This window comes from Acinetobacter sp. YH12132, from assembly GCF_013418645.1.
Lineage (GTDB): Bacteria > Pseudomonadota > Gammaproteobacteria > Pseudomonadales > Moraxellaceae > Acinetobacter > Acinetobacter indicus.
Map to the genome: position 1 here is coordinate 189,139 of NZ_VPBR01000002.1, position 16,729 is coordinate 205,867.

The following is a 16,729-nucleotide window of genomic DNA, read 5'->3' on the forward strand; positions in this document are numbered from 1 at the left end:
ATTATATGAATCTTCAGGCACTTTGCAGGCTTTGCAGCGAAAAGTTAATTTGCTGTAAAGCATGGTTCAGTTCTTTTGGTGGCAAACGCGATTCCTGTAATTCGGTGATCCACTGCATTTGGCACAGTTTCAGGCTACGAATATCCGGTGCAGCCTGAATGCGGAGAATAAGCTGCTTGGCCATTAGGCCACAATAACGCTGCAACAAGCTGGCCATTAATTGCTTGGTGTCTTCAAAGCTCAAGGCAACCAGCGGTTCTGGCTCTGGCTCCACTTCTGGTGGTACTTCAATTTCCAGGACCGGAATTTCTGGAGCAATCGCGGCGGGTTCGGCTTCAGCCACTTTGGCCGCTGAAGACGGGGCAATAATATGTTCGACCCATTTTTCCACCAGTTTTGGTACCGGTGTATTTAAGGTGGTTTTAATTTCTGAACGTAGGGTAGAGGCTGCTTCACTTTGCGGTTCGGCTTGAGCTGGCACCAAAATTTCTGCTTCGGCTGGCTCGGTCGCAGCAGAGCTGATTAAACCCATCTCCAGCAATTGTTCAATTAATTCTGGCGTAGCAATACGCTGTTTAAACTGGTCGCCCAATTGCTCGAAATCTTCGGTTCCAATTAGCACCAGAAGACGGCGTTGACGTGCATTCAATTGCAGCTGGCGTTGTTGCAGGGCGTCAATGCCCAACTGTGTTTTATGATAATGAATCATGCCTTAATTTATTCCCCAAATAAATTAAGGCTGACTATAAAGAATGAAAATTACACTAATATGAAGGGTTTATGACATTGTTGGGCTTAGAGTGTGACGATGTTGGCGTTCTCAAGGGCTTTTCTTAAATAAGGGTCAAGTTCATCCTGACGCAGCAACCATTGGATATAATCATTTGGTAAATCGGCAATGGCCGTACCACGATGCTTACCAAAACTCATGACACGTGGAATACGGGCATCTTCAGATGCAGCATATAAGGCTTCAATACTGTCAATTTGCAGATGATGCACAATATGCATCAGGATATTGGCGGTCAAAATAATATCCATATCGGCCCGATGGGCTTTTTTAATCATATCGCGGGCTTTTTCGCTGCCTTTGCTGATCATATAAATTAAGGCAGAAATGTTGTGTGCTTCAACATCTGGCCAGACCAGACGCGCCAGAGCAAGGGTACAAATCGCCTTAATATGAGAAGTATCAACACCGCATTTTTGAATAGCGCGAATGTCATAATCAATATTGTGACCAATGATATACAGCGTTTCTTCAGGTAGGCAGAAGCTGGTGTAATGCGGCTGATCAATCAGGTCGGATTCCAGAATATGATGCACGGCCATCGCGGCATAGGAAATCGGTTCATCGACCTGATAAAACTGGTCAAAAATTTGCGATTTATCCAGGCTGATTTTGCCCTGTTGTAATTGAATGGGCGCATAGGCAACTTCGATCGGATAACCATTCAGGGTATGGGTTTCAGTGTCGAGAATAATCGCGTGCATGTGCTCATTCGCTTGTTAAGGGATTTAAAAAGCAATCTAACACTATCATGTTGAAAGTTACAGGGCTGTCGGGCGAATAATCGGCATTTGTGGGCCGTTCAGCTTATCTATTTTAAAGATAAGTGACTCTATTTTAATACAATACACTTATATATTAATTGCACTGATATTGCCTGAGCGCAGCAAACAGCGTAAAAGTGAAAATTGCGAAGGACGCAACTTTAGAATAATACCTGTATAAGGATAATCAGATGAGAAAAATATGGCTTAGCGTGGCGTTGGCCAGCAGCAGTTTATTTTTAACGGCATGTAATGATGACAATGACAACAGCGCAGTCATCATTGATGATGGTATTCCGAAGCATAATATTAGCCAGCCAGTAGTAAAAGCTGAACTTTATTTAGACCAGGATTCCAATGCGAATATGGTCTTACAGTCGGTTAGTGCTTCACAAACCTTGATGACGTATAAAATGCTAGGAGTGAATGGGCAGGAAACACAAGCTACGGCCTTGCTGTTTGAACCCAATCAGCCTAAACCGGCTAGTGGATGGCCCATTGTGGTCTGGGCACATGGCACTACGGGTGTTGCTGATATTTGTGCGCCAAGCCGTCAGGGCCTGAAAGGCAATGAATATTTTATTGCCCGCCTGCTGGCTGAAGGTTATGCCGTGGTCGCTCCGGATTATGAAGGGCTGGGCGAACCGAGTGGACAAGAGCTGCATCCGTTCTTGAATTTAAAAAGTCAGGCTTATTCCATTACCGATGCGGTTGTGGCGGCACATCAACATTTCAACAATAGCACTGAAACACGCTGGACCGTGGTCGGTCATTCCCAAGGTGGACAGGCGGCTTTAGGTGCAGCGCAATATGCATCCCGGGCGCAATTAAATTATAAAGGTGCGGTAGCCATAGCGCCGGCATCTTCCCTGAGCATGATTCTTAGCGGTGGAGAACAGCAGGCAGCAGCAGAACCGGATCTGAGCAAAAAAATACAGATTCTGGCTCCATTAGATACTTTCACTGCATTAATTACGGTAGGTCTCAGAAATAGCCATCCAACCCTGCAATACTCTGAAGTGTTCAAGAACCCGACAGACCTGCTCGCGGCAGAAGCCGAGTCGCTGTGTAATGCTGATCTTGGCGCAGCATTCGGTGGAGAAATGATGAAGTATGCGCAGACCTATGGCAACTTGGCCGCTTATCCACGTACCCAGACCGACTTTATGACTACGGTTCCTGAAATTAAAGATTTCCTGACTCAGGCATCACAGCCATTAACCGTTAAGATTTCAACGCCTGTGTTTATTTATCAAGGCTCTGCCGACCCGACCATTCCAAAACAGGTCACTGATTTTCTGGTGCAGTCTGCACGCCAGCAGGGAACCAGAATTCATTATGTCACCGATCAGGACTTACCTATAGATCAGAAATGGGATCATGGCTCTGTATATGTCGATAATTGGGATGAGATTGTGGCGGATGTGAAATCGATCATGCCTACCCAATAATTTTTTCAATTCCGGTAAAGATAGAATTAATGATATAGCTCATGTTTTTATAAAAACATGGGCTATTTTTATGCAAAACTGATTAAAGTTGATGGGTAAAAAATATAAAGTTCATGTTACAATATGCGCCAATCTTAGCACGGCTTAAAAGCCCTACATGAATAGGACCTCGCTAATGTTTGCCAATATCTCTATTGCTGACTTTGATCCAGATTTAGCTCAAGCAATCTCTAATGAAGATGCGCGTCAAGAAGCACATATTGAGCTAATCGCTTCAGAAAACTATTGCTCACCTGCAGTAATGGAAGCTCAAGGTTCAAAACTGACCAATAAATATGCAGAAGGCTACCCAGGCAAACGCTATTACGGCGGTTGTGAATATGTAGACGTTATTGAACAATTGGCTATTGACCGTGCTAAAGAACTCTTTGGTGCTGACTATGCTAACGTTCAGCCACACGCAGGTTCTCAAGCAAACTCTGCAGTTTACTTAGCATTACTGAACCCGGGCGACACGGTTTTGGGTATGAGCCTGGCTCACGGTGGTCACTTGACTCACGGTGCAAAAGTTAGCTTCTCTGGTAAAACATATAACGCGGTTCAGTACGGTTTAAACCCTGAAACTGGCGAAATTGACTATGAAGAAGTTGAACGTCTGGCTTTAGAACACAAACCACGCATGATCGTTGCTGGTTTCTCTGCATACAGCCAAATCGTAGATTGGCAGCGTTTCCGTGACATCGCGGACAAAGTAGGCGCTTACCTGTTTGTGGATATGGCACACGTGGCTGGTCTGGTTGCTGCAGGCGTTTACCCGAACCCGGTACAAATTGCTGACGTTACTACAACCACTACCCACAAAACACTACGTGGTCCACGTTCTGGTTTAATCCTGGCTAAAGCCAACGAAGAAATCGAGAAGAAATTACAATCTGCTGTGTTCCCAGGCAACCAGGGTGGTCCACTGGTTCACGCGATTGCTGCAAAAGCAATCTGCTTTAAAGAAGCAATGGCGCCTGAATACAAAGCCTATCAACAACAAGTGGTGAAAAACGCACAAGCGATGGCTGAAGTGTTAATCGAACGCGGTTACGATGTGGTATCTGGCGGTACGAAAAACCACTTGTTCCTGTTATCTTTAATTAAACAGGACATCACCGGTAAAGATGCGGATGCTTGGTTAGGTGCTGCTCACATCACTGTGAACAAAAACTCTGTACCAAACGATCCACGTTCTCCATTCGTCACTTCTGGTATCCGTATTGGTACACCAGCAGTAACCACACGTGGTTTCGGCGAAGCTGAAGTACGTGAACTGGCTGGCTGGATCGCTGACATCCTAGACAGCAAAGGGGATGAAGCTGTAATTGCTGATGTCAAAGCAAAAGTTGAAGCTGTTTGCGCGAAATTCCCGGTTTACGCGAAATAAGCCCGCACTTGAGAAAAAGCTCCCTCAAGGGAGCTTTTTTTATAGGTGCTAAAAAACAAATTGCAATTATTCAGCCGGATTAAATTCTGCTATAACAGTTGCATAGCACTTGTGAAATAGATCAATTATTTTTATTTTTGGCTGATAATGATAAAGGAACAAAGAATGGATAAACCGACAATTATTTTGTCTGAACAAGACTTGCACCGTTTAGAAACCATGCTTGAACATCAGTCTAAACTTACCCCGACCATGGAACATCTGGAAGATGAGCTGGCGCGTGCCGAAGTGGTTGCACCGCAAGATGTGCCAAGCAATGTGGTGACTATGAATGCCCGCGTGCTGGTGACCATCGCACCTTTCCCGGAACCAACCGAAATTACGCTGGTGTATCCGCATGACTTCCGTGGCGATAAAGGCCAGGTCAATGTACTGGCACCTGTCGGAGCGGCTATTTTAGGGCTGGCTGAAGGGCAGGAAATTGAATGGCCACAACCGGATGGTCATATTATGAAAGTCCGTATTGATAAAGTGTTGTATCAGCCGGAACGTGAAGGTGATTATTTATAATCTCCGCTGCGCGAAAAATTAAAGCCCTCAGTTGAGGGCTTTTGTGTCTTTGCAGTTTGGCTTAAAAATTTGATAAGTATGCGCGAAAAGGAGAGGATTCACTCTCTGTCATTGATCAGTAAAATATTGTTAATTTTAAATATTCCGCTTTTACTGCATTTGCAAAAAGCTACAGCTTGCTTTATATAAAAGTCTTAGTATAAAAAATGATTTGATCAAGCTGATGATGTTATGCCGCAAATAGATGTGTTAGAACCATTAACAGAGCTGGAGCTGAACCGGGATACCATTCTCTCGATCAAGCGTCATGAGCTGGTGCCGGTATTAAATGACCAGTACAAATTAAATCATTATGCCGATGCCCTTATTCAGTCGCAGGCAGTGCTGTTAAACGGGATTGATCCGCACATGACCCAGCAGCTCAGTCAAACCATTGAAGAACTAATTCGCATGCTGGCGGATTCCAAAAAATATCTGAAAAAACGCAAATTTAATGCACTGCAAAAATGGCTGGGGATTGATCTGGAATATGGTTCCAGCCAGGTGGAGTATTATAAAAAGCTGGACCGCTTGCTGGATCAGGCCAATCATTTAAGCCAGAAATTACAGATTGAAATTCAGAAATCCCAGGCGCGTTTTCAGCAGTTACGTGGCTTAAGAGAGCAGATGGCGCAGCATATAGTGGCCGCTGAGGAGTTTTTGACTGAATATCCGAGTTTTGTGAAACATCAACATCCTTTAGATAACTTCTCGGAACGATTATCTAAAAAAATAAATACACTGCGCACACTGCAGGCGAGTAATGATATTGCCATTACCCAGATGCAGCTGAGCCAGCAGCTGTCATTTACCTTGTTGGACCGGTTTAAGGAAGCGCAGCAGGTGCTGATTCCGGCCTGGCAATATCATGTCAAACAAAGTCAGCAAAGCAGCTCGACAAGTGAGCTGGAAAAGCTTGATAATAGTCGGGAAAATCTGATTAAAACGCTAAAAAAATCACTCGAAAACAGCTCTAAATAGAATCAAATATAAGGTGACGTATGACCCATCCTGAACAGGTAAATGCCGTGGTGGAAGCCACAACCGAAGAAAATCAGCAGAAATTCCAGGCGCTCAATTTACAGGAAATTGGCTTGCAGCCATCCGATTTCGATGAGGTCATGGCCGCGCGTAAAGAACTGGCCGACTTAAGCCATAATTCGGTGGCGGAATATGGGAAAAATATTGCCACCAAAACTTCGACTTATACTGATGAACTGCTTCATCTGGTGCAGAATAAAGATCTGGATGCGACCGGGCAAAAGCTGAATCAGGTGGTACAGGTGGCGCAGCAGTTAAATACCAGCAGTATTCTCAACAAATCGAAAAGCTCCGGTTTTTTTGGCAGCCTGATCAGCAAGTTTAAAGGTGCCAAGCAGAATTTTGACCAGCACTTTAACAGCACCAAAGAACAGATTGATGTACTGGTCAAGGAAATTGAAACCTCGCAAAACGGCTTAAAAACCCGGGTCGATACTCTGGATAAAATGTTTGAAGGCGTGCAGGAAGAATATAAACAGCTGGGGATTTATATTGCCGCTGGCCAGCTCAAGCAGCAGGAAATCCAGCAGCAGATTGGCCAGTTAACCACCCAGGAACAGGACCAGAGTACCACCCAGAAAGTTTATGATTTAAATCATCTGGCCAATAATCTGGAAAAACGCGTCAGTGATTTACAGGTGTTGCAGCAATCGGCCATGCAGACCCTGCCAATGATCCGGATTATCCAGTCCAATAACCTGATGCTGGTCGACAAGTTTTATGCAATTAAAAACATTACCTTACCGGCCTGGAAAAACCAGATTAGTCTGGCAATTTCCTTAAATGAGCAAAAGAACAGTGTGCAGCTGGCCAACAGTATTGATGATGCCACCAATGAGCTGCTACGCCGTAATGCCGACCTGTTACATCAGAACTCGGTCGATACCGCCAAAGCCAACCAGCGTTCAGTGATTGATATTGAAACGCTTGAACATGTGCAAAACACCCTCATTAAAACAGTCAATGATGTGATTCAGGTGCAAAAAGAGGGAATGCAAAAGCGTGCCGAAGCAACCACGCGTTTACGTGTGCTGCAAGATAACCTGAATCATCTGGTGCTTGAATCAAGTTCGAGCGGTTCCAATCCTTCCTGAGTAAACTCTGGCTCGGGAGTATTGCAAACGTAAGGAGAATACATTGCCCTTAGATGATTATGCGGTACCGACCGAGCACATCAATAGCGGTGTGCTGGCGCTGAAAAAGCGCCAGCGCAATCTGATGTTGCTGGGTATAACCTCCAGCACGGTGTTCATTGCCTCCATTATTGCTTTTTTTGTACAGCAAGATTTTGTCTATGGCTTTTTTGGCCTGACCACGCAGGTCGAACAGCTGCACATTCCTTTAACTGTTGATGCAAACCTGGCGATTTTAGAGCAGCAACCGGATTATTTTCTGGGGCTGTTGTCCTGGTTTGGCTGGCTGTTTCTGAAATTATTGCTGTCGTTTATTGGCGCCTTTTTTGTGGTGCATTGTCTCAAGAAAATCCGCTTTTTCTATGTGCGCTTTCAGTCCTTTATCCTGAAGTTTGTCGGCTGGTTAATTGCCTTTATCATGCTGTGGTCAGGTCTGACCTATCTGCAATATGACCTGAAAAATGATGACTATGATGCGCAGCAAAAAATTGTCTATTACGACAAGCAGCTGGCAGAAAGTGAGCTAGCGCGTTATCTGGCAGATGCACCGCTGGATACTCCAGTCAAATCCTATTTACTGGCGCAAACCGCTTTGTTGCATCAACCACCGGATAAAGCCGCAGCTATTCCGCATGTGTTGAATCTGGTGAAAGCCGAGCAGCAGAATCCGGACTTTATTCAATATGGCTTTAAACCGGAACAGCTCTGGTCAATGCAGCAACAGGTTTATGGCAAAACCCTGACCCCAATGGCAGAAAGCGTAAATAAACAGGTGGTTCAAGCTGAGCGTTTAAGCCAGTTTGTACAGATTCTGGTGATTGCAGCGGCGATTGTGTCAGCCATTTTCAGCCTGATTTTCTTTGTGTTGGCACAAAGTTTTAAAAAGCGGGCATTAAGAATTGAGCAGCGGATTTTTTAATGCTGATGATGAGGCTCCTGTGGGAGTCTTTTTCTGGTAGATGATTTTTATCGCGTTGTTACAATTTAGATTGATCCATCCATAAAAGACAATGATTTATAAAAACGATCATTAATATAAAAACAAACTGTTTTATCTATTTTTAAATTTGGCCTATGATAGCGGTATTGAAAAATTTGACTCCTTAGGAGACGTTAGCAATGTTAGATCAAAATACCACAGCCCAATTAAAAGCCTTGTTAGAACGCCTTGAAGGTCCAATCGAATTAGTGGCCACTTTAGATAGCTCTGACAAATCAGACAAAATCAAAGAACTGGTAACTGAAATTGCCGCCCTGTCTGATCAGGTGACTGCACGCTTCGATGGTAACAACAAACGTGCACCAAGCTTTGGTGTCGCCAAAGCCGGTGAACAGCCGCGTGTATTCTTCGCAGGTTTGCCAATGGGCCATGAGTTTACTTCTTTGATTCTGGCATTGTTACAAACCTCAGGCTATGCACCAAAAGTGTCTGATGAAGTGCTGGCTTCTATTAAAGACTTGGGTATCCAATCGGATTTCGATGTATTCGTATCGTTAAGCTGCCATAACTGTCCAGACGTGGTGCAGGCATTGAACCTGATAGCCATCTATAACCCGGGTACTACTGCCACTATGATTGATGGTGCATTCTTCCAGGATGAAGTGGAAGAACGTAAGATCATGGCGGTACCGATGGTATTCCAGGACGGTAACCACATCGGTCAGGGTCGTATGACACTGGAAGAAATCATTGCCAAATTAGACACCAACTCTGCAGCCAAAGAAGCAGAAAAGCTGAATGCCAAAGCTGCGTTCGATGTACTGGTGATTGGTGGTGGTCCTGCTGGAAACACTGCAGCGATTTATGCAGCACGTAAAGGGATTAACACCGGTATCGTGGCGGAACGTTTTGGCGGTCAGGTGATGGACACCATGGACATTGAAAACTTCACTTCAATCAAGAAAACCCAAGGTCCAAAATTCGCAGCCGAAATGGAAGCACACGTACGTGAATACGGTGTCGACATCATGAACCTACAACGTGTATCTGACATTAAAGGTGCAGATGAAACAGCCAACGGTTTAGTTGAAGTGACCTTGGAAAACGGTGCCAAGCTGGAATCGAAAACTGTGGTGCTTTCAACCGGTGCACGCTGGAGAGAGATGAATGTCCCAGGTGAAGCAGAATACCGTACCCGTGGTGTGGCGTATTGCCCGCACTGTGATGGTCCTTTATTCAAAGGCAAACGTGTTGCAGTCATTGGTGGGGGTAACTCGGGTGTAGAAGCGGCGATTGACTTGGCGGGTATTGTTGAGCATGTGACCTTAGTAGAGTTTGATACCAAGTTACGTGCGGATCAGGTATTGCAAGACAAGCTAAACAGCTTGCCAAATACCACAGTGATTAAAAATGCGCTTTCGACAGAAGTGGTCGGTGATGGTTCACAAGTGACAGCGCTGAAATACAAAGACCGTGCAACGGATGAAGAGCATACGGTTGAACTGGCGGGGATCTTTGTACAGATCGGTTTGTTACCAAATACCGATTTCTTGAAAGAAACAGCAGTTGAGCTGAGCAACCGTGGTGAAATTGTGATTAATGACCGCAACGAAACCAACGTCAAAGGTGTATTTGCGGCGGGTGACTGTACTACTGTTCCTTACAAACAGATCATCATCGCGACTGGTGAAGGTGCCAAAGCATCATTATCTGCCTTTGATTACATCATCCGTTCTGGACAGTAAGTAAAATTAGAATAGGGCCTGAGTTCCCCAATACCCAGGCCCTATATGCGGTAAAATATCAAAAAATAGTTATTGTTTTTTTACAGGAACTGAGATCGCTAACAGCTCAGTTCCTTTTTTTGTTGTACCCCAGTTTTAGGAATGAAGCAAGTTTAAGCGCTTGAACTTCTCAGTCAGTTCTTCCGGACTTTCCCGGTGTTCAGGATGCGGCACAATACATTCAATCGGGCACACTGCAACACAGGTTTGATGATCATAAAAACCGACGCACTCGGTGCAGCGGCTGACATCAATCTCGTAGATTTTGTCGCCTTCATAAATGGCATCATTCGGACATTCGGGTAGGCACATATCACAATTGATGCATTTATCGGTAATCAGCAGCGCCATGAGTTAACCTGCCTGATAGGCCAAGGATGATGCTGAAATATCAGCAGTGGAGTTCGGTAAATTACGGATTAGCAGGGCATAGCGCATATCGACATCAGCCGGGACCGGAATTTCCACAATATGACCAGAGCCTTTGGCTTCCTCAATTGAATTGCCTTTTTTGTCTTTGATTTCGGTGAGGATAAAGCTGATATTCCCTTTTGTGGTCATCAGTTCTAAAGAATCACCCACGACAAAACGGTTTTTGACATCAATTTTAATGTAGTCGCCATTGCGCTCCAGCACTTCGCCGCAGAATTGCTGATGATCAAAACTGGATGAACCATTTTCATAGTTTTGATATTCGCTATGCACATGGCGGCGCAGGAAACCTTCGGTATAACCGCGATTGGCCAGACCTTCGAGCTGGGTCATCAAGGATGGATCGAACGGTTTGCCGGCTAAAGCATCATCAATCGCTTTACGGTAGATTTGTGCGGTACGGGCGCAGTAAAAATAGGATTTGGTACGGCCTTCAATTTTCAGTGAATGTACGCCAATTTTGGTCAGACGTTCTACGTGTTGTACCGCACGCAAATCTTTGGAGTTCATGAAGTAGGTGCCGTGCTCATCTTCTTCGGCGGCAAACATATCTTCTTCATTACGTTGCAGCAGTACCGGTTCATTAAACTGGTGCTGTGCCTGCATGTGGAGCGCATCGGCATCTTGCGAGCAACAGCCTGCGTCCAGATTTTTTACCGGAATTACATCGCCGGTTTCATCCTCGGCGGCATCCAGCACTTTATATTCCCAGCGGCAGGCATTGGTGCAGGCACCCTGGTTGGCATCGCGTTTGTTCATATAGCCTGACAGCATGCACCGGCCCGAATAGGCCATGCACAGGGCACCATGTACAAAGACCTCAATTTCCATATCGGGAACTTGGGTTTTGATTTCTTCAATTTCGTCAATGGACAGTTCGCGCGACAGAATCACCCGGGTCAAGCCCATATTTTTCCAGAACTTGACCGTGGCCCAGTTGACTGCATTGGCCTGTACCGACAGGTGGATGTCCATGTGCGGGAAGTGTTCACGCACCATCATGATCAGGCCCGGATCAGACATAATTAGCGCATCAGGCTGCATGGCCACGACTGGCTCAAGATCACGGATAAAGTTTTTCAGTTTGGAGTTATGCGGCTGGATGTTGACCACCACATAGAATTTTTTGCCTAATTCATGTGCTTCTTGAATGCCGATGGCCAGATTGTCATGATCAAACTCGTTATTCCGGACACGCAAACTATAACGCGGCTGCCCGGCATACACGGCATCTGCTCCATAGGCAAAGGCATAGCGCATATTTTTTAAAGAACCGGCAGGAGAGAGAAGTTCGGTAACAGGATGAAGATGCATGATCAATCAAAAAGGCATAAAAAAATTGTGGCTTTATTGTAGGGATAAAATTTTTCGATTCAACCTAGTAAAAAACTCGGGATTATCAGGCACTCAGCCTGTTATCGCTGAGAGATAAGCGGCAGCAGGCGAGAGGAAAAACGGTTAATTGACACGCTGACCGTGTTCATCAATCACCAGTTCACCATCTTCTTTACGAAAGGCCTTGAGCTGCGGCTGGGTCAATAAATCCAGCACCAGTTCAGAAGGTCGGCACATTTTAACGCCGCGTTCAGTCACCACAAAAGGACGGTTAATCAGCAGCGGATGTTGTACCATTAAAGCAATCAGTTCTGCATCGCTCAGATCACGCTCGGCCAGTTGCAGGGTTTCATACGGCGTTACATTTTGACGGATCGCCTCGCGTACGCTTAAACCGGCCTGCTGAATCATGTCGGCCAGCACTTCGGCTGTTGGTGGATTTTTTAAATATTCAATAATTTCAGGTTCTTGTCCAGTATTGCGAATTAAGGCCAAAGTGTTGCGTGAAGTGCCGCAGTCAGGATTGTGAAAGATTTTAATTGGAGCCGCCATAGTGCTAAAACTCAGGTAAAAGAGGGATATTGCTTTTATATATGGATATACGTATATTCGCAAGTATAAATATGGGGAAGCTGTATGAATCAAACTGATTTTTTTAAATGCCTGTCCGATCCGACCCGTCTGGATATTTTGAAACTGGTGCTGGCCAAACAGAATATTTGTGTCTGCGAGCTGACCGAGGCATTAAATTTAAGCCAACCTAAAATTTCCCGTCATTTGGCTTTGCTGAGAAATTTATCGGTTTTACTGGACCAGCGTCAGGGGCAGTGGGTGTATTACCGCCTGAATCCAGATTTACCCGAGTGGGCAGTGAGTGTGCTGAATATTATCGCGGAGCAAGATGTCAGTCCGATGAATTCGCTGACAGCAACGCTTTCAAGTTATTGTGAGTAAAACCATGAAATTCCTCTTCTTATGTACCGGAAATAGCTGCCGCAGCATTTTATCTGAAGTGTTATTTAACAGTCGTGCTCCAGAAGGCTGGACAGCCTATAGCGCCGGCAGCAAACCGACCGGTCGTGTCCATCCACTGACGTTAAAGACGCTGGAAAATCTGGGCCTGTCGACTGAAGGGCTCTCCAGTAAAAGTATTGATGACTGTAAGCAGTATCAGCCCGATGTGGTGATTACCGTATGTGATGCGGCTGCCCAAGAAGCCTGTCCTTTGTATTTGGGCGGCGCGATTAAAGCGCATTGGGGACTTGCCGATCCATCGCATCTGGATTTGCCGGAAGCGGCCAAGTTGCAGGCCTTTTTAGAAACAGTCGCGCATATCAACAAGCGTCTGGATGCACTGTTTGCGTTACAGCCTGAACAGATGACCCGTCCCGAACTGATTGCTGCCATCAACAATATTTCCCATATCGAGTAAGTCATGGCCAGCACCCGTAAACTTTCCTTTTTAGACCGCAATCTGACACTGTGGATTTTTATTGCCATGGCGCTCGGGATTGGCATTGGGCTGTATTTCCCGCAGGTGTCGAGCAGTCTGGACCAGATGAGCATGGGCAATGTCAATTTACCGATTGCTATTGGCCTGATTCTGATGATGTATCCACCGCTGGCCAAAGTGGACTATGCCGCTTTACCGCAAATTTTTCAGGATAAACGCACGCTGCTGTTGTCGCTGGTACAAAACTGGCTGATTGCACCGTGTTTGATGTTCGCACTGGCACTGATTTTCCTGCAGCATTATCCGGAATATATGACTGGCCTGATTCTGATTGGACTGGCACGCTGTATTGCCATGGTACTGGTCTGGAATGATCTGGCCTGTGGCGATAACCAGTATGTCGCTGCCCTGGTGGCCTTTAACAGTATTTTCCAGATTCTGTTTTTCAGTACCTATGCCTGGTTGTTCTTAAGTGTGTTACCGCCTTATTTTGGTGTGGCCGGTCAGGTGATTGATGTCAGTTTCTGGACCATTACCCATGCGGTGCTGGTCTATCTGGGCATTCCGTTTTTGCTGGGCTTTCTGACCCGGCTGATTCTGGTGAAAAACAAAGGACTGGACTGGTATCAGCAGCGTTTTATTCCCAAAATCAGTCCACTTAGCCTGCTGGCGCTGCTGTTTACCATTGTCGCCATGTTTAGCCTGAAAGGGGCCGATGTGGTTGGGTTACCTATGGATGTACTGCGCATTGCCATTCCATTGACCATCTATTTTGTATTGATGTTCTTTGTCAGCTTCTTGATGAGCAAGTGGATGGGCAATGACTATCCACGTACCACGGCCATTTCTTTTACCGCGGCCGGCAATAATTTTGAACTGGCTTTGGCGGTGGCGATTGCAACCTTTGGTCTGACCTCACCGGTGGCATTTACCACCATTATTGGCCCGCTGGTGGAAGTGCCAGTGTTAATTGCCCTGGTGAGTGTCTCGCTGTGGCTGAAACGTAAATTTTATAATGGAACAGGTGGATGATGTCACTTCCCAATCTTGATGTAGACTTAATTGAACAGCCGAGTTTTGAGCAGGTTCAGGCCAGAGCATTGCCGCATCCGCCGCGAATTTTATTGCTGTATGGTTCAAACCGCGAACGTTCCTATAGCCGTTTGGCGGTGATGGAAGCCGGCCGGATTCTGGAGCACTTCGGTGCCGAAGTTAAAATTTTCCATCCCAAAGGTTTACCATTGCCGGAAGATGGCGATGCTTCACATCCTAAAGTTCAGGAATTGCATGAATTGCTGGCCTGGGCAGAAGGCATGGTCTGGTGCAGCCCGGAACGTCATGGTGCCATGAGTTCTATTTTGAAAGCACAGATTGACTGGATTCCTTTAGCTGCCGGTGCCATTCGTGCGACCCAAGGTAAAACTCTGGCGCTGATGCAGGTCAGTGGTGGTTCGCAATCCTTTAATGCGGTGAATCAGATGCGTATTTTAGGGCGCTGGATGCGGATGATCACCATCCCGAACCAGTCCTCGATTCCGAAAGCCTTTTTGGAGTTTGATGAAGCCGGACGTATGCAAGCCTCTTCCTTATATGACCGGATTGTCGATGTCATGGAAGAGCTGTACAAGTTCACTTTATTGACCCGCGGGCAGGCCAGCTATCTGACCAACCGTTATTCCGAGCGTAAGGAATCGGCTGCGGAACTGTCGAAACGGGTTAATCAGAAGTCGATTTAGGCGTTTCATCCGCCTCTAGCTGTTTTAAAATTTGGCAATGGTCGATGGTGGTTCGGGCATTGCAAGACTGCCGTAATTGCTGCAGTTGCAGCTGAAAATGCTGTAACTCAGCAATTTTGCTTTCGATTTGTACTAAATGATGATCAAGCAGTTCATTTACCGCCTGACAGTCCTGATCAGGCTGCTGTTCCAGTGCAATTAGGGTTTCAATTTCTTTTAAGGATAAATCCAGTGCGCGGCAACGTTTAATAAAAATTAGCCGTTTTAAGGTGTCATCATCATAATAACGATAATTATTTTCGGCCCTTAAGGTGGGTTGGATGAGCGCTTTCTTTTCATAAAAACGCACCGTGTCTGCACTCAGACCGGTTTTTTTAACCAAATCCCGAATCAGATAATGTGCCATGACTTGACCTTGGAGTTAGACCATAGTTTCTAATGAGCATAATACAGTCATAGAAAAATGCAACAGGAGGCTTTATGGCCTGTCAATGTCAGCCTGCACCGGTCACACCCGATGGCCGTTTTCGTACTGCACTCTGGATTGCCCTGATTATTAATTTGCTGATGTTCGTGGTGGAACTGTTTGGCGGGATGTATGCCCATTCGGCAGCACTCTGGGCCGATGCGCTGGATTTCTTTGGCGATGCCGCCAACTATGCCATTTCACTGGCTGTGCTGGGGATGAGTCTGTACTGGCGTGCCACCGTGGCTTTATTAAAAGGTATTACCATGGCCACATTTGGCTGTCTGGTGTTGGTCAAAACGGTCTATAACTATATGCAGGGCATTCCCCCGGAAGCGATTACCATGGGGGTAATTGGTGGACTGGCTTTAGTGGCCAACGTGGTGGCAGCCGTGATTCTGTATCGCTTTCGTGATGGCGATTCCAATATGAAATCGGTCTGGCTGTGTAGCCGTAATGATGCAATTGGCAATGTCGCGGTGATTCTGGCTGCGGTCGGTGTATTTGGAACGGGCAGTTTATTGCCGGATATTATTGTCGCGGTGATTATGGCGGGGCTGGGTTTAACTGCGGGTTATCAGGTGATTAAAAAAGCCTGGGCGGAGAGACAGATGAGTGCGACCACCTCCGCTTAATAGGAGTATAACTGAAGCGATCAACGCGAGTAATTTTAGGCGTTGATCGCTTTTTTGTTGATCCATGACAGATTTGTATTCAAAAAAGAAAATTTCATCTTGATGCAAAAAGCTATTTACAAAAGTTAACATATTATTAGAATGAAGCATAAATTTATGTATTTAAAAGATAATTCAAATTATTTACTGAGTTTTTAGTATTTGTGAATTGAGGGTTTAATGAAACTAATTAAATTGTTTTCTATCGTCAGCCTCGTGGCATTGGCGGGATGTAGTTCTAAAGTTATGACCTATGATACCGCAGGAAATTTGATCGGTTCCTGTGTGGCGACACAAGGTTTTATTTTAGGTGCAAAAGCCGTTTGTTATGGTGGGGCGAATTTACAGGGCGTAGATTATTCCAAAATTGATGAACACACCGGTCTATTACCGTCTGTGCCGAAGTCCAACCAGATTACATTGCAACACGATTAATTTTTTTAGAGGGGTAATATCATGAAATTTTTTAATTTAATCACGCTAACTGCTGCTATTTTAATGACAGGTTGTGCCTCAAAAGTGACGACCTATGATTCAAATGGCCGTATGATTGGTTCATGTGAAGCACAAACAGGTTTTGTTATTGGCGGTGGTGCTCACTGTGAAGGGCATGCTAATCAGGAAGGGCGTAGCACTCGCTAAATTAGAGAAATAAAAAACCGGTCAATCTGACCGGTTTTTTTGCTATGGAA

The 16,729-nt window shown here is 45.5% G+C and carries 20 protein-coding genes; 14 read left to right on the forward strand and 6 right to left on the reverse strand.

The window, feature by feature from the left end:
* Positions 1 to 13 precede the first annotated feature (13 nt).
* Positions 14 to 709, reverse strand: coding sequence for a hypothetical protein (locus FTU67_RS03030; protein ID WP_180006401.1), 696 nt, complete (start codon positions 707 to 709; stop codon positions 14 to 16).
* 86 nt (positions 710 to 795) lie between these two features.
* Positions 796 to 1,494: a putative quorum-sensing-regulated virulence factor gene (locus FTU67_RS03035; protein ID WP_005179094.1), complete on the reverse strand. Its 699-nt coding sequence runs from the start codon at positions 1,492 to 1,494 to the stop codon at positions 796 to 798.
* A gap of 251 nt (positions 1,495 to 1,745) precedes the next feature.
* On the opposite strand from FTU67_RS03035, the gene FTU67_RS03040 reads away from it, so the two are divergent.
* The 7 genes from FTU67_RS03040 (at position 1,746) to ahpF (ending at position 9,902) form a co-directional block, all read left to right on the forward strand.
* Positions 1,746 to 3,005 carry an alpha/beta fold hydrolase gene (locus tag FTU67_RS03040; RefSeq protein ID WP_180061392.1) on the forward strand — a complete coding sequence of 420 codons (1,260 nt, stop codon included), beginning with the start codon at positions 1,746 to 1,748 and terminating at the stop codon, positions 3,003 to 3,005.
* Between the two features lie 175 nt (positions 3,006 to 3,180).
* Positions 3,181 to 4,434, forward strand: a complete 1,254-nt coding sequence (gene glyA, locus FTU67_RS03045) for a serine hydroxymethyltransferase (protein ID WP_005179092.1) — start codon at positions 3,181 to 3,183, stop codon at positions 4,432 to 4,434.
* A 165-nt stretch (positions 4,435 to 4,599) separates the two neighbouring features.
* Positions 4,600 to 5,004, forward strand: a complete 405-nt coding sequence (gene rnk / locus FTU67_RS03050) for a nucleoside diphosphate kinase regulator (RefSeq protein ID WP_005179090.1) — start codon at positions 4,600 to 4,602, stop codon at positions 5,002 to 5,004.
* A 231-nt stretch (positions 5,005 to 5,235) separates the two neighbouring features.
* A complete protein-coding gene (locus FTU67_RS03055) occupies positions 5,236 to 6,024 on the forward strand; it encodes a tellurium resistance protein (RefSeq protein WP_104470294.1) in 789 nt (262 codons plus the stop codon).
* A 20-nt stretch (positions 6,025 to 6,044) separates the two neighbouring features.
* Positions 6,045 to 7,178: a toxic anion resistance protein gene (locus tag FTU67_RS03060; RefSeq protein ID WP_168414376.1), complete on the forward strand. Its 1,134-nt coding sequence runs from the start codon at positions 6,045 to 6,047 to the stop codon at positions 7,176 to 7,178.
* Between the two features lie 43 nt (positions 7,179 to 7,221).
* Positions 7,222 to 8,136, forward strand: a complete 915-nt coding sequence (locus FTU67_RS03065) for a hypothetical protein (RefSeq protein WP_180061393.1) — start codon at positions 7,222 to 7,224, stop codon at positions 8,134 to 8,136.
* Between the two features lie 200 nt (positions 8,137 to 8,336).
* Positions 8,337 to 9,902, forward strand: coding sequence for an alkyl hydroperoxide reductase subunit F (gene ahpF, locus FTU67_RS03070; protein ID WP_005179083.1), 1,566 nt, complete (start codon positions 8,337 to 8,339; stop codon positions 9,900 to 9,902).
* A gap of 135 nt (positions 9,903 to 10,037) precedes the next feature.
* Here the strand turns inward: ahpF and FTU67_RS03075 are convergent, their stop codons facing one another.
* From FTU67_RS03075 to arsC, 3 genes are all read right to left on the reverse strand, one after another.
* Entirely contained in the window at positions 10,038 to 10,292 is a 255-nt protein-coding gene (locus FTU67_RS03075; protein WP_180061394.1) for a YfhL family 4Fe-4S dicluster ferredoxin, read from the reverse strand.
* Between the two features lie 3 nt (positions 10,293 to 10,295).
* Positions 10,296 to 11,687: a tRNA 5-hydroxyuridine modification protein YegQ gene (gene yegQ / locus FTU67_RS03080; RefSeq protein WP_163141632.1), complete on the reverse strand. Its 1,392-nt coding sequence runs from the start codon at positions 11,685 to 11,687 to the stop codon at positions 10,296 to 10,298.
* Positions 11,688 to 11,831: 144 nt separating this feature from the next.
* A complete protein-coding gene (arsC, locus tag FTU67_RS03085; RefSeq protein ID WP_180061395.1) occupies positions 11,832 to 12,260 on the reverse strand; it encodes an arsenate reductase (glutaredoxin) in 429 nt (142 codons plus the stop codon).
* 84 nt (positions 12,261 to 12,344) lie between these two features.
* On the opposite strand from arsC, the gene FTU67_RS03090 reads away from it, so the two are divergent.
* The 4 genes from FTU67_RS03090 to arsH are packed head-to-tail and all read left to right on the forward strand — an operon-like array spanning position 12,345 to position 14,897.
* On the forward strand, positions 12,345 to 12,662 hold the full coding sequence (locus tag FTU67_RS03090; RefSeq protein ID WP_005179068.1) for a metalloregulator ArsR/SmtB family transcription factor: 318 nt from the start codon (positions 12,345 to 12,347) through the stop codon (positions 12,660 to 12,662).
* A gap of 4 nt (positions 12,663 to 12,666) precedes the next feature.
* Positions 12,667 to 13,140, forward strand: a complete 474-nt coding sequence (locus tag FTU67_RS03095) for an arsenate reductase ArsC (protein ID WP_180061396.1) — start codon at positions 12,667 to 12,669, stop codon at positions 13,138 to 13,140.
* Positions 13,141 to 13,143: 3 nt separating this feature from the next.
* A complete protein-coding gene (gene arsB / locus FTU67_RS03100) occupies positions 13,144 to 14,193 on the forward strand; it encodes an ACR3 family arsenite efflux transporter (protein WP_168400317.1) in 1,050 nt (349 codons plus the stop codon).
* The gene (gene arsH / locus FTU67_RS03105; protein WP_034598177.1) at positions 14,193 to 14,897 is read left to right on the forward strand and encodes an arsenical resistance protein ArsH; all 705 of its coding nucleotides are present in this window, start codon (positions 14,193 to 14,195) and stop codon (positions 14,895 to 14,897) included. Before arsB ends, arsH begins: the two co-directional genes overlap by 1 nt.
* On the opposite strand, the gene FTU67_RS03110 is transcribed toward arsH, so the two are convergent.
* Positions 14,878 to 15,303, reverse strand: a complete 426-nt coding sequence (locus FTU67_RS03110; RefSeq protein WP_005179057.1) for a MerR family DNA-binding protein — start codon at positions 15,301 to 15,303, stop codon at positions 14,878 to 14,880. The two genes, arsH and FTU67_RS03110, sit on opposite strands and share 20 nt — an antisense overlap.
* Before the next feature lie 74 nt (positions 15,304 to 15,377).
* Between FTU67_RS03110 and FTU67_RS03115 the strand changes: the two genes are divergently transcribed.
* From FTU67_RS03115 to FTU67_RS03125, 3 genes are all read left to right on the forward strand, one after another.
* A complete protein-coding gene (locus tag FTU67_RS03115) occupies positions 15,378 to 15,998 on the forward strand; it encodes a cation transporter (RefSeq protein ID WP_180061397.1) in 621 nt (206 codons plus the stop codon).
* A gap of 219 nt (positions 15,999 to 16,217) precedes the next feature.
* Positions 16,218 to 16,472, forward strand: a complete 255-nt coding sequence (locus FTU67_RS03120) for a hypothetical protein (RefSeq protein WP_016659182.1) — start codon at positions 16,218 to 16,220, stop codon at positions 16,470 to 16,472.
* Positions 16,473 to 16,493: 21 nt separating this feature from the next.
* A complete protein-coding gene (locus FTU67_RS03125) occupies positions 16,494 to 16,679 on the forward strand; it encodes a hypothetical protein (protein WP_016659181.1) in 186 nt (61 codons plus the stop codon).
* Positions 16,680 to 16,729: the final 50 nt, after the last annotated feature.